General features: G+C 52.5%; 11 protein-coding genes. 4 read left to right on the plus strand and 7 right to left on the minus strand.

Features of this window, described 5'->3' with window-relative positions; genetic code table 11:
- Positions 1–401: 401 nt before the first annotated feature.
- Together LKH74_RS10730 and LKH74_RS10735 are read right to left on the minus strand one after the other, a co-directional pair.
- Positions 402–671, minus strand: coding sequence for a hypothetical protein (locus tag LKH74_RS10730; RefSeq protein WP_287788973.1), 270 nt, complete (start codon positions 669–671; stop codon positions 402–404).
- 73 nt (positions 672–744) lie between these two features.
- Positions 745–1,920 (minus strand): MDR family MFS transporter, encoded by a 1,176-nt coding sequence (locus LKH74_RS10735; protein ID WP_135367816.1) that lies wholly within the window; start codon positions 1,918–1,920, stop codon positions 745–747.
- Positions 1,921–2,058: 138 nt separating this feature from the next.
- Here LKH74_RS10735 and LKH74_RS10740 point away from each other — a divergent pair, with 138 nt between their 5' ends.
- Positions 2,059–2,589 carry a flavodoxin family protein gene (locus LKH74_RS10740; protein WP_287788974.1) on the plus strand — a complete coding sequence of 177 codons (531 nt, stop codon included), beginning with the start codon at positions 2,059–2,061 and terminating at the stop codon, positions 2,587–2,589.
- 248 nt (positions 2,590–2,837) lie between these two features.
- Here LKH74_RS10740 and LKH74_RS10745 read toward each other — a convergent pair whose 3' ends face one another.
- The 4 genes from LKH74_RS10745 to LKH74_RS10760 form a co-directional block, all read right to left on the minus strand.
- Positions 2,838–3,974 carry an NAD(P)-dependent alcohol dehydrogenase gene (locus LKH74_RS10745; RefSeq protein WP_287788976.1) on the minus strand — a complete coding sequence of 379 codons (1,137 nt, stop codon included), beginning with the start codon at positions 3,972–3,974 and terminating at the stop codon, positions 2,838–2,840.
- 540 nt (positions 3,975–4,514) lie between these two features.
- Positions 4,515–5,909, minus strand: coding sequence for a replicative DNA helicase (gene dnaB / locus LKH74_RS10750; protein ID WP_135367813.1), 1,395 nt, complete (start codon positions 5,907–5,909; stop codon positions 4,515–4,517).
- 470 nt (positions 5,910–6,379) lie between these two features.
- The gene (rplI, locus tag LKH74_RS10755) at positions 6,380–6,838 is read right to left on the minus strand and encodes a 50S ribosomal protein L9 (RefSeq protein WP_125574696.1); all 459 of its coding nucleotides are present in this window, start codon (positions 6,836–6,838) and stop codon (positions 6,380–6,382) included.
- A gap of 68 nt (positions 6,839–6,906) precedes the next feature.
- On the minus strand, positions 6,907–8,922 hold the full coding sequence (locus LKH74_RS10760; RefSeq protein ID WP_135367812.1) for a DHH family phosphoesterase: 2,016 nt from the start codon (positions 8,920–8,922) through the stop codon (positions 6,907–6,909).
- Positions 8,923–9,177: 255 nt separating this feature from the next.
- Here LKH74_RS10760 and LKH74_RS10765 point away from each other — a divergent pair, with 255 nt between their 5' ends.
- From LKH74_RS10765 to LKH74_RS10775, 3 genes are all read left to right on the plus strand, one after another.
- On the plus strand, positions 9,178–9,942 hold the full coding sequence (locus tag LKH74_RS10765; protein ID WP_287788978.1) for a MerR family transcriptional regulator: 765 nt from the start codon (positions 9,178–9,180) through the stop codon (positions 9,940–9,942).
- A gap of 554 nt (positions 9,943–10,496) precedes the next feature.
- Positions 10,497–12,101, plus strand: coding sequence for a peptide ABC transporter substrate-binding protein (locus LKH74_RS10770; RefSeq protein WP_287788979.1), 1,605 nt, complete (start codon positions 10,497–10,499; stop codon positions 12,099–12,101).
- A 79-nt stretch (positions 12,102–12,180) separates the two neighbouring features.
- On the plus strand, positions 12,181–13,368 hold the full coding sequence (locus LKH74_RS10775) for a metal-dependent hydrolase family protein (protein WP_287788980.1): 1,188 nt from the start codon (positions 12,181–12,183) through the stop codon (positions 13,366–13,368).
- Between the two features lie 71 nt (positions 13,369–13,439).
- On the opposite strand, the gene rpsR is transcribed toward LKH74_RS10775, so the two are convergent.
- The gene (rpsR, locus tag LKH74_RS10780) at positions 13,440–13,679 is read right to left on the minus strand and encodes a 30S ribosomal protein S18 (RefSeq protein ID WP_129032222.1); all 240 of its coding nucleotides are present in this window, start codon (positions 13,677–13,679) and stop codon (positions 13,440–13,442) included.
- Between the last annotated feature and the right edge of the window lie 13 nt (positions 13,680–13,692).

The raw sequence follows: 13,692 nt of genomic DNA on the forward strand, positions 1-13,692 counted from the left end.
GTCCCTGTCGACCATCTCTGGCCAACAAGGGCGAACGACTCGCGGTACCACCTTGTTTTATCTCTCAGTGTGCTGATGCACCGTGCGGTAATGGGCACGACCCAGGTGAGGCTACTCCTTTCACGCCACCGACTTCCAGATGCGCTTCACCCGGGCGTTTGATCCGGCTTCCATCATTCCGGATTCGCTAAACAAACGGTGGCGGGTTACTCTTCTGGCAACGTCTTCTTGATTGATATTAAATTTATCATCATTCACTTTTGCTGTCAATACTTTTATAAACATTCATTTTTATGTATATTTTCTGAATATTGGCGTTAAAAAAAGACAATCCCGCGTCGCCGTAGGATCATCCTTTTGTATATTGGTCATTTAGGGGCATGAATGACCCCCTAATTTTTTTATTTATGCATATCCTGTTGCCGATGACCCTGCGTCATGGTCGTCGTTTGCCGACTCACCGTTTTGCCTGCCTGACTGGTTGTCGTTTGCGTCTTGACTGCCACGTGCCCCTTGCCAGCGGTATCCAATTGCACGGCCGTTTGTCCGGAAGCCGGTTGAACGACCGAATCCGTTACAGTGGACTGACTCTGCGGGACCTGGCTGAAGAGGACTCCTCCAACCACTAGGCCCAGCAAAACGCCACTTATTCCCCTTGTCTTTTTTGTCATGTGCTGTCCCCTGATTTCCCTTTTGTGCGTAATACTTCCTCTTAGTCAATTATACACCCAAAAGGCAAATAACCTACTTATAAATTTCCACATTCTGACGGTTGCTGGAAATGACCACGCCATTGGCCCCCAAAATCACCAGATTGGCGACCGCCGCGATCACAAACAGCAGGGTGTACGAGCCGTGGTCAATGACCAAGCCGCCAAATAACGGTCCAAAGGCCTTGCCGACGCTGGCCCAGGCGTTGGCCATCCCTTGGTATTTGCCCTTGACCGCATGCGGCGTCAAACTGTTCACGATCGCCGGAATGGCGGGAAAGGCCGTGGCCTCACCCAGAGTCAAGATCACCATCGCCAAGACGAAATGTAGATAGTCCTTGGCAAAGATCAGTGTCGCAAACGACAACGCCACGAAGAAAATCCCCGCGTAGACCTGCAGATACAGATTGCTAAAGAAATTGGCCAACCAGTTGAGGATGGCTTGAAAGACTACGATCAGCCCAGCATTGATGGTCCACAACAGGCTGTATTCACGCATGGGAATGCCCATGCCAGTCATGTAGACGGACAGGTTGGAGACCCACTGCTCATACATCACCCAGATAACGACCAGGGAGATGAAAAAGGTCATCATGATCCGACGGTTGGGCCGCGGAATCGTCACGACCTGTTCCGTCTTGGCCACGACCTGTCGCTGCATGACCGCCGGCGCGTGATAACAGGTCACCACGACGACCAAGAAGCAAACGAATAGGCTGGCCGCAATCACGAATAACAGAGTCACGCTCACGCTATAGACGAAGCCCACCAGCGCCGTCCCCAAGACGACCCCCAGGTTTTGCGCAAAGTAGAGCATGTTAAAGATGTAGCGTCCGTCGCGGCTATGGATCGTCGTTCCCAGCGAATTGACCATGGTCAGCGTCCAGCCCGATGCCAGCCCTAAAAAGATCAACGAGATGGGAAACGCCGGCCAGCCGTGATGCCAGATCAAGCTCCCCAACGTCACCAGTGAGGTCGTGACCCCACCCACCGTCAGGTAAAAGGGATTGTAGCGGTCAAACAACCGACCGCCGATGACGCTACCCACCACGTTGGCTGAAGAGTACAACAGGAGAATGATCCCGACTTCGGTCAGCGAGGCCCCCAATCGGTTATGCATGTAAATCGTGGTCAAGGGCCAAATAAAACTCATGCCGATACTACTGAACAAGGCACCCAACAGTAACCAGCGGAGTCGAATTTCGCGCATAAGCCGCCTTCTCTCTATGATTAGAATTCAATTAGATTCAGCTTACCATATTTCCCTAGGCCAGCACTACCCCCGGCGGCGAGTTAATTGCTTTTTTGTGGGAGAATCCGTACACTAAGTGCGAAAGGAGCTCTACCCATGACCATTTTATTTATCAATGGCAGTCCCCGGCAGCACGGCAATACCGCGACGCTGGGCGAACGCTTTTTACATAACCTGCCTCACACCACCATCCAGCTGGCCGCCCACGATTTACACTTCGTCCAGGACCACCGTGACACCGACTTGCCCCAACAGGACCTCACAGACGACTACGAACAGTTAATGACCAGCTTCGCCCAGGCGGACGACATCGTCTTGGGCACCCCGGTCTACTGGTACGGCATGACCGGCCAGCTCAAGGTCTTCATGGACCGCTGGTTTGATAGTTACACCAACGGCTTTGCTTTCGCGGGCAAACGCGTCTATTTGCTGGTCGTCTGTGCCGATGCGCCCCAGACCAAGGCCCTGGGCATCACTCAAGCCGTGCAGCACTCGTGTGAATGGCTGAAAATGTCCTTCCAAGGCACGGCCACGGTCACGGCGGACGGTCCGGATGACGTCGCAGCCATGACCGACTTGCCAGCCAGCTATTGGCAACTCGGGGCCAAGTTGCACGCCCAAAATTAAGCTGTTTCACGTGAAACAAAAAGAGTGGGCCAACCGGCGAGCAGTCGGCGAGCACTAAGGCTACTAACCGAATAATCCTGGGCTTGGATTGTTTGGTTGGTAGTCTTAAGCGGAACCAGCTGCCGGTTGGCGCACGTTTCAGCTATGTAAACGAGATGCGAAAGAGCCTGGGATGGTTGTCCCAGGCTCTTCGTGTTCACTTTAATTGACCGAAACGTGGCCATTAGGTGGCCGGTTGCGCCCATTTTTTAAACGGTATAATCTTCATCCATGATCAGCACGGGTTTGATGACTTCCCCACTGGTGGAAGCTCGATCCGCCTCGTTGATGTCGGCGAACTTGAAGGTCTTTTCGAGCTTATCGAATGGGTAAAGTCCCTTTTGCCAGAAAGAGATCAACTTCTTGATTTCAATTTGGGGTACCGCGTTGCCCATTAGGACACCCACCACGGATTTTTGCGTGGCGACCAGGTCATTGAATGGCACCAGGTCCAGTTCCTTTTGGGAAACGGCCAGCGGTGCGAAGACCCCGTTAATGCCCATGGCATCGACCGCTTGTTTCATCACGGCAGATAATCCGGTCGTATCAACGGCGTAGTCAACCCCTTTACCCCCGGTGAGTTCCTTGATGGCCGCAACGGCGTCGACTTCCTTAGAGTTAACGGTCGCCGTGGCGCCAATTTCTTTGGACATGGCCAGGCGTTCGGGCACGATATCGACGGAAATAATTTGCGCACAGCCGGAAATCTTAGCGGCCATTAAGGCGGCGGAACCGACCGCACCGGTCCCGAAGATGGCCATCGTGGAGTTCGGTTCTGGCTTCAAGGTGTTGAAGACCGTGCCGGACCCAGTGACGAAACCGCAGCCCAGTGGCCCAACCTTCCGCAAGTCAACGTCTTTGCCCACGACCGTGACGTTGCTTTCTTGAACCAACGTGGTCGTACTGAAGGACGCCTGGTTGAACATGCTGCCCAGGCCCTGGGTGGTGTCATCCTTGTCCGTGAAGACGGGTTGACCATTCGGCCGCTTGCCACTGCCCATGTTCAACGGCACCCACTGTTCACACGAGGCTGGCTGCCCGGCCAAACAGTTATCACAGGTGCCATCGTAGGCGTAGGACAGAACCACGTGATCGCCCACGGCCACGCCACTCACGGCTGAACCGACCTTTTCCACGATACCGGCCCCTTCATGGCCCAATACGATGGGTAACGGTAAGTCGCCGGCATCGCCGACCCGCACGGCTTCATCACTATGACAAATTCCGCTCGCAACAATGTGCACCAAAACCTCCTTCGGCCCTGGTTGGTCGTCTACCAACACATTTTTCACAACGAATGGATCGTTTCGTTTCTCAACAACTGCTGCTTGCACTTCTTTTGCCATTTGTTCGCCACTCCTTTTTGCTTTTGGTAACGCTTACATCATAACGGATTTTGTGAACAAACGTCAAGCATTATTTTTTACATATGTCCAAATGAGGCCACAAAAAAACCACCGCTCGGGGAAAGCGATGGTCATCGGAGTAGGGGTAACGTCATTATATAAGAATGACGTTAACTATTTTTTCATTATTCCAGGGGAGGAGGAGTACATGAAAAAAGATTGTTAATCTTTGGTAGAAGCAACCGATTGGTTAACTTCTATGTTTCATATACTAATGGGAAAATATGATGAAACTGTGAACTTTCTGGCACACTCTTATGAATTTTGAATATGTTTATTATTGAATTCGTTATATCCTTAGTGGCCCAAGGGTTTTGGCCCACAATCAATTTCTCATGACCCACCCATTTTTTCTAAAATCAGACACTAATTTTGACGTTTATACAGCCGAAAGCGGTTTATTCAAAATTTTATACAAAAAAGCCTGGACCAAATTTGTCCAAGCTCTGATGCAGCCATTTTGACTGGCCGAGATATGTGCTATTGTCCCGGTGTATAGGCCACCGAGGAGAACTTGTTAAACGACTTCACAAATAGTAATTTGACCGTTCCTCGCGGACCCGACCGGTTTTTCTCAATAATGACTTCGACTTCCCCGACGTCTTGATCGCCCTCTTCGCGCGGATCGCTGTCGTTGTCGCCGCCACCATCTTCGTCGCCTTCGCGCTCGTAGTAGTCATCCCGATACAGGAAGGACACGATATCAGCATCTTGTTCGATCGATCCGGATTCCCGAATATCGGACAGGACTGGCCGCTTGTCTTGCCGCTGTTCCACGCCCCGTGAGAGCTGGGACAACGCAATGACCGGCACGTGCAATTCCTTGGCCAACTTCTTTAATTGCCGCGAAATATCAGACACTTCTTGTTGCCGACTTTCGTGGTTGGTCCCTTCGATCAGCTGCAGGTAATCGATCACGATCAGCCCGAGGTTACCCTTTTCCTTGGCTAACCGCCGACATTTGGCCCGAATCTCGGTAATCTTGTTACCGGCCGTGTCATCGATGTAAATGCTGGCCTTGGCCAGGCTCCCCATCGCCACGATCAGGTTTTGCCATTCTTCTTCCGACAACTGCCCGGTTCGCAGGTGATTGGCATCGATGGAGCCCTCCGCACACAGCATCCGGTTGACCAACGACTCGGCACTCATTTCCAAACTAAAAATGGCCACGGTCTTGTCCGTCTTGGTGCCCACATTTTGGGCAATGTTTAAGGCAAAGGCGGTCTTCCCGACGGCTGGCCGGGCGGCTAAAATCATCAGCTCGTCATCGTGCAGCCCGGTCGTCATCTTGTCGAGTTCCGCGTACCCGGTCGATAACCCGGTAATCACGTCGCCCTGTTCCGACAATTTATTAATTTCTTCAAAGGAACTGTTCAAGACATCACGGATGGGTTTGAACCCCGACTGGTTACGGGTCTCCGCTACCCCCATGATGTCGCGTTCCGCGTTGTCCAGGAGGTCCGCCACGTCGCCATCTTGTTCGTAACCCTGCGTGGCAATGTTGGTGGCCGTTTGGATCAGCCGCCGCAAAATGGCCTTCTCCTGCACGATTTTGGCGTAGTAGGTCGCGTTGGCCGCCGTAGGCACGGACCCCGCCAGTTCGGCAATATAGGTGACCCCACCGACGTCATCCAACTCATTTTTCGACGTCAAGCGATCGGTGATGGTGACCACATCGATGGCCTCATCTCGGTCGTTTAAATCAATCATCGCTTGGAAAATAATCTGGTGTTCCCGGCGGTAAAAGTCCTCTGGGGCCAGGTATTCCAGCGCATCCACCAACGCGTCGGTACTCAAAAAGATCGCCCCTAAGACGGCCTTTTCGGCGCTGAGGCTCTGTGGTGGTGTGTGATCTGTTAGAACGTTATTATCCATGCTGTTTGCTTACCTCTTTAGAAAAATCACCGACAGAAACTAGACTTCCATTTTACCATGGAATGGGGTCATGAGCGAATCTGAGGCTCGGCTTTTTTGTCCAACTGTGAGGGGCCAGCCGCTGAAAAGCGTGTGACGACAGGCGGTTAACTGGCGAGCATTAACGGTGCTAGGCGGATGATCCCGGTCTTGGATTATTTGCCTAGCCCTGCTAAGCGGAACCAGTTGCCTGTTGGCGCACGTTTCGGCTATGTGGCTAGACATGTTTCTCGCCCCGTCCGCCCCAGCGTGCCAACCCATATTTGGCGAACGGTAGGCGGCCAGTTCGTATTATATGGCTGTAAACGACTATTTATGACGCCATGAACCGTATGTTAACAGTAATTCCAGCTGATTTTCGTCTTTCAACCTTTAAGCAGTCAGTTCCACTCATGCAAAAAGGCCGCCCCAGCGGACGACCTTTCCTAACTTTATTTTTGTTTAGCGACCACGTGGACGCGAATCTTAGCGGTCACGTCGCTGTGTAGCTTGACCGGTACGTTGGTGAAGCCCAGCGTCCGGATTGGTTCAGGGAGTTCAACCTTGCGCTTATCAATCTTTAAATCGAATTGCTTTTGTAAGGCTTGAACGATTTGCTTGCTCGGAATTGACCCAAACAACCGGTCGTCTTCCCCCGCCTTAGCCACGATTTCAACCACCGTCTTGTCGGCTTCCAAATGCTTTTGTAATTCCTTAGCTTCAGCCAATTCTTCAGCTTCGCGGCGTTGTTCCGCTTTACGTTCGGCATTCAACTGACTCATGGCGGATTGGTTGGCTTCCTTAGCCAAACCCCGCTTGATCAGGAAATTTTGGGCGTAGCCATCGGGAACATTCTTGATTTCCCCGCGCTTACCCTTACCGCGAACGTCTTTCACAAAAATAACTTTCACGTCGTTCACTCCTCACTTATTCCATATCTAATCTTATCCTACGCCACCTCACGCCCAGAAGCAATTAACTATGTGGTCGCCGGCTCAGGCTCAGCCGTGTGGTTGAGGATATCCAATAATGCTTGTTTGACCTCAGCGACTGTCTTGTCACTGATCTGCGTGGCCGCATTGGAGAGGTGACCGCCGCCGCCCATGGCTTCCATGGTCAGCTGCACGTTGATCTCACCCAACGACCGCGCGGAAATGCCGACCCGACCGTCCGCCCGTCGCGTAATCACGAACGAGGCGTCTACGCCTGACATGTTCAAGAGGTCATCGGCCGCCTGGGCCGCGGTGACGGGATCGTAAGTCTGGTCCTCTTCACCCGTGATCAGGGCCATGTCCTCGTTGACAAACTCAACCATTTCAATCAAATGATTGCGTTGCAAATAACTGTCGACGTTTTCCTTCATATACTGCTGCATCTCAACGGCATCGGCCCCGGCTGACCGCAAATAACTGGCGGCGTCAAAGGTCCGCGTCCCGGTCCGCAACGAGAAGTGTTTGGTATCCACGAAGATCCCGGTCAACATCGCCGTGGCTTCCAGCTTGTTGATGGGTTCGCCCTCTTGGGACTGGTACTCAAACATTTCGGTGATCAGCTCACACGTCGAGCTGGCGTACGGTTCAATGTAGACCAGCAGCGGATTTTCAGGGAACTCTTCACCGCGCCGGTGGTGGTCAATGATCATCACCCGATTTTCCAGGCGTTGATAGAGTTCGGCCGAAATTGAAATGGACGGCTTCGAGTGGTCGACCATCAAGAGCATGCTCTGGTCGGTCGCCTTTTCCAAGGCCTCGGCTGGCGAAATGATGGCCGCATCCACGTCGGGGTAGGCCTTCAAATTATCCAATAACCGTTGCACATCGGAATGGACGGTCTCCTTGTCGAGCACGATCCAGCAGGTCTTGTTGTTCATCTTGGCGATCCGGCGAATCCCCAGGCAAGCACCCAGCGAATCCATATCCGGTTGGGTATGCCCCTGCACGAAGATCTGGTCCGATTCGCTCATCAGCTCTTGGAGGGCTTGGGAAATCATCCGCGCCCGGACCCGCGTCCGTTTCTCCATCGGGTTGGTCTTCCCGCCGTAGTAGCGGGCCTCTTGGTCGGCCGCCTTAACGACGACTTGGTCCCCACCCCGACCCAGGGCCAGGTCCAGGTTACTCTGCGCTTGGTCGGCCAGCTTATTCAGGTTCGCATCGCCGTACGCGATTCCCATACTGAGCGTCAAGGGGAAGTTTTGCTTCGACGTGCTCTCCCGAATCGTGTCGAGAATCTTGAACTTATCCGCCTCAATGGCTGCCAACGATTTGGCGTAGGCCAACACGAAGTAGTGGTCATCATCAAGCTGCTTTAGGTACATATCAAATTGCTGAACCCAAGCAGACAGCTCGTTGGTCACATAATTGCGCAGGTTCGAAATATCTTGGTCGGTCATCGACTGCGTAATTTCATCGTAGTTATCCAAGAAAATTTGGCCAATCGCAATCTTTTCGTCGTCATACTGTTCTTGAATCAGCTGGTAATGGGTGATGTCATACAGGTAAACCGCGTGGAAATCCGGCTGGACGTACAGGGTGAAGCGGTAGTCGCGCCAGCTCACGGTCGTCATCGTCTGCGGTTTGGTCGTGGCCACCAATTTGGCCAGGTCCGCGTCCACGTCACTGAGCGACCGATTCAACACGTCGGTATCACCGAAGTAGTGCTGCAAATACGGGTTGACCCACTCGATCTGATCGGTATCACCCAAGATCATGACACCAGGCGGCATGCGAATCAACGCCTCCTGCTCGCCTTGTTGGATGCGAAACGACAGGTCGGAAATGTACTGCGTGGTGTCGGCCCCAATCTCGGCCATGGTATTAAAGACCAGTAACATTGAGATGCCGACTAGCACCAAAATGACGAGTCCAAAGATCCAGTTCAATAAAAACGACAGCACGATACCTAGAATTGCCAGCAGTGCCATGAGCACCGCAATTCCCCGCAGCCGCCGATTCTGTAAGAACTCGGGTACATTGGCTCGTGAAAATATTTTATTCATACTTGCTCCTCATCTGTTTCATCAAAAAAAGTTATGGTTACCCGGGCACTTGCCGTCGGGTCAGAAAGTTACAAATAATACCTATATTTTAGCACACTTCGGGGTCAGGACAAAACGTTGGTCCCGGTTAAAAACCGCGTCACGACGGGCCTGCTGTGAAATTTCGGGTTACCCTAATTTTACGCGAACAGCCCTTGACCTTGACGCTACGACAACCCTTATAGTAGGTTGTAAGCAAGACAGGAGGTGGTCACCTTGACCTACAGCATTCAAGCACTCGCCAAGCTCGCCGGCGTGAGTCCGCGGACGCTGCGTTACTACGACCAGATTGGACTACTGCCGGCCGACCGGGATCCGCATAACGGTTACCGGATGTATCCGGCCGCAGCCGTGGATCGCCTGCAGCTGATTCGCTACTTTCAGCTGTTCGGCTTCACCCTGACTCAGATTCAATCACTACTGGCCCAATCGCCGGCAGCCCAAACGGCCGCGCTCCAGGAACAGCGCACCCACTTGGTTAAGCAACGTGACCAACTCACGGCCTTGCTGACGACTTTAGACCGCACCCTAGCGGCCAGAAATGGAGGTCACCCCATGACCGATTCAGAAAAATTTGCCGCATTCAAACAAGACCAGCTCACGGCCAACGCCCAAAAATTTGGTGCGGAGGTCCGGCAACGCTACGGTGACACAACCTTTACTGCCAGCCAGGCAAAATTTGCCAACTTAAGCGCGGCAGACTACCAGCGCATGCAAGCCACCGAGCAGCAGCTCTTTGACGCCCTAAGAGACGTGTGCCACAGTGGCGACCTCACCAGTCCGGTAGCCCAACACATCTATGCCTTGCATCGTGACTGGCTATGTTTCACGTGGAACAATTATTCAATTGCTGCTCATCGTGGCTTAGCCCAGTTATATCAAAGCGATGGGCGCTTTGCCCAATACTACAATGACCACGTTGGCTCTCCGCAAGCCACTTCATTCCTGGTTGCGGCCATCTTACAAGCAACTGAAGGTTGAAAGGCGGAAATCAACTGAAACCATTGTGATCATGCGACTTATGACATCAAAAATAGTCATTTACAGCCTCACAATCCGAACTGGCCACCTACCGTTCGCCGTGGCACGCCCCTGGTCTCCGAAAACCACTGTACCTGATCCCCCGTTAAAATTTGTCATTGACATTCTGAAAATTCCTGCTAAACTAGCAATCATTAACAATTGATTAGAAAATTAAAAAGTAATGACGAAGACCAGTAACGTTGTCGGTCATTGTTAGCGAGCCCGGTTAAGTGCAAGCGGGTCAAGGCTAACAACGCGAACTCCCTTCCGAACTGTCAGCTGAACGCCAGTAAGCCCGACCGGTCGCACCCGTTATCTGTGCAGTGAATCGCACCCGACTGAGCAGTTGGACCTAGCCAACGCCCCTCAGTCTCTAGGAGGGATTGCCGTTCACATTCGAGTTAAAAACAAGGTGGTACCGTGCGACAGCACCCTTACGGAAACGATTTCCGTAAGGGTGCTTTTTGTTTTTCCCACCCGTCTAATCAATTGCCGCTAGGAGGTTGTTTCACATGAAACATTTTATGCGTTTGGTTCCCCTATCACTACTCATGCTCGTCACCCTCAGCGCCTGCGGGACTGCCGCGGGAAAGTCGCAGCACAATCGGACTTTAAATGTCACCTTAGCCGATGAACCCGCGACGGTCGATCCTAATAAAGACACCGATACCAACAGCGCGAGTGTCATTTTTCAAACGATGGAAGGACTCTACACCTACAGCAAATCGCACAAGATTGTCGCGGGCGTAGCCACCAAGGTCGTCCAACCCACCAATCACGGTAAGACCTACACGTTCACCCTCAAGGCCAACGCCAAATGGGCCAACGGTCAAGCCGTTACGGCCCAAGACTTCGTCACCTCGCTGCGGCGAATGGCCGATCCGCGAACGAAGGCCCAGTATGCCAGTGTACTTGCTGCGGTCAAAAACTACAGTGCCATTCAACACAGCCGCCTAGCTCCCAGCAAGCTGGGGGTCACGGCTCTGAGCAAGACTAAGCTTCGCATCAACTTAACACGGGCAGTGCCCTACTTTAACGACCTGTTGGCCAGCAAATATTATCCGCTCAATACCGCTGCCGTCAAAAAATACGGTAGTCGCTATGGGACCAGCGCCGCTACGGCAGTTGCCAACGGCCCGTACAAACTCGTTGGCTGGACTGGCAGCAACGCCACTTGGCATTACGTCAAGAATCGCCACTACTGGAATGCTGATAAGGTCAACATCAACCGCATCAAGGTCGCCGTAACGAAGGATCAATCGACTGCCGTCAATTTGTTTAAGGCGGGGAAGATTCAAGAAACGACCGTCAGTGGCGAATACGTCCGGGCCAATCGCAATGACTCGCAGCTCAAGACCCACCTCTTGGGACGCATGAACTTTCTTTACTTTAATCACCAAAAGCAAGTCACCGACTCTGAAAATCTCCGTCAAGCCGTTTCCTTTGTCATCGACCGTCAGCAATTGACCAGTCAGGTCCTTCAGGATGGCTCAAAACCCGCCCTCAGTGCCATTCCTCGCGGAGACCAAACCAATCCGCAGACTGGTGGTGACATGGCCCAAGAAACTGGCAACCTGTTGCCCCACAATATCGCCAAGGCCAAACGCTACTGGCAAAAATATCTGCGTGAAACTGGCAAGCAAACCGTCACTCTGAATATTTTGACCGACGATAGTGATGACGATAAAAAGATTGGGACCTATCTGCAATCCGTGATGGAAAAATATTTTAAGGGACTGACCGTTAAGACCACCGCATTACCCCACGCCCAACACGTGGCCCGTGACTTTTCCGGTGATTTTGAAATCAATCTGATCGGCTGGTCGACCAATTGGCTGGACGCATCGGACTATCTCGACCTGGCCGCCAAGAATAATTCCGTTAACTTCACCCATTGGAACGACCCCACGTACAACCGCCTATTGACTCAGGCCGAAGCGCAAACCGGACAAAACCGCTATAACGGCTTGGTTCGTGCCAACAAATACCTGATGGCCGTCAAAGGCTACGTCCCACTTTACCAGCCAGCCGAAGCCAAGCTGATCAGCAAGCAAGTCGGCGGTCTGACTTACGATTTGCTGAATGATGCCCAATACCAATACGCCTACTGGAAATAGGCGGCACACATCTAAAGGGGGTGACCCGTTTTTCCGTAATTAATCACACGACCAGAATCCATCAAGGAGGAACTTGCTTATGACGAAAAAAACATTCTTTAATTGCACCCTATTTGACGGGGCGACGGACCACAACGAACCAAACGCTTGGTTCACCGTTGACACGACCACTGGTAAATTGACTGCACGGGGCACCGGCCAACCGGACCCGGCTGACCAACAGATCGACTTACACGGACAGTATGTCATGCCCGGCTTCATCAATGTCCATACCCACATCACCAGCAATCCCGAATCCTTTAGCGGTAGCTTTGGTGCCTCAGAATCAGAATCGGCCGTCTTTGGCTACGAGAACTTGCAAAAATTGCTTCGCTCCGGGGTGACTTACATCCGTCAATGTGGGTCAACTTACGATGTCGATATCAAGCTCAAGCGCCTACAACGGGCCGGTCGCCTGCCTAAAACACCGCACATCATGGCGTCCGGTCGGGCATTTTCCATGACTGGTGGCCACGGTGACGGCCGCAATTCGGCCTACTTGGTCGACTCGCCTGACGAAATGCGGAAAAGCGTCCGTCAAGCGTTCAAAGCCGGCGCTGAATGTATCAAGGTCATGGCAACCGGTGGCGTCATGACGCCCAATGATTTCATGGAAGACCCCCAACTCTCCGTGCCAGAGATGCGCGTGGCCGTTGAGGAAGCTCACCATAAGCGGCGCATTGTTGCGGCCCACGCAGAAGGTAACCCAGGAATTCAAAATGCCTTGGACGCCGGCGTTGATTCGATTGAACACGGGTTTTACGTCAATGAAGCGGAAGCCCAACAGATGATTGCGCAACGGACCTATCTGACCCCCACGCTCATCGCCGAATGGGTCATCCCTGAAAAGGGTGTCGGCGTGCTTCCTGACTGGGAAGTCAAAAAGGCCGCGGATGCGATCGATGACACCTACCGTAACCTCAAGCGGGCCTTTGAACTAGGCGTGAAATTCACGTGTGGAACGGATGCCGGAACCCCCTTTAACGGTTTCGACCGCACCCCCGACGAGTTTGGCCTCCTCACCAAGATTGGGATGTCCCCGGCTCAAGCCTACCAGTGCTCTAGCATCAATTCTGCCCAACTTTTAGGCATCGCCGATAGCTACGGCACCCTAGAGATTGGCAAGCACGCCGATTTTCAAGTCCTAACAGCTGACCCCTTAGCCGATACTCAGGCCGTCAAACAATCAGACAAACACGTTTACATCGACGGTCAGCAGCAATTTTAAAAATCAAGCCAATTTAAGCGCAAAAAGAGACCAACCACATCCCTGTAGTTGGTCTCTTTTTAGTTGAAGGACTAGCCTTCATCACTGACGAAAGGCATTAAGCCCATAATCCGTGAACGCTTGATAGCGATAGTTAACTTACGTTGGTTCTTGGCACTAGTACCAGTCACCCGGCGAGGTAAGATCTTACCCCGTTCGGAGATGAACCGACGCAATAAGTCAGTATCTTTGTAATCAATGTATTCGATGTGGTTGGCTGCAATAAAGTCAACCTTACGACGGCGACGGCCGCCACGACGTTGTCCTGCCATAGGAAATTCCCTC

It is taken from the genome of Levilactobacillus sp. (assembly GCF_022646225.1).
Classification (GTDB): domain Bacteria; phylum Bacillota; class Bacilli; order Lactobacillales; family Lactobacillaceae; genus Levilactobacillus; species Levilactobacillus suantsaiihabitans.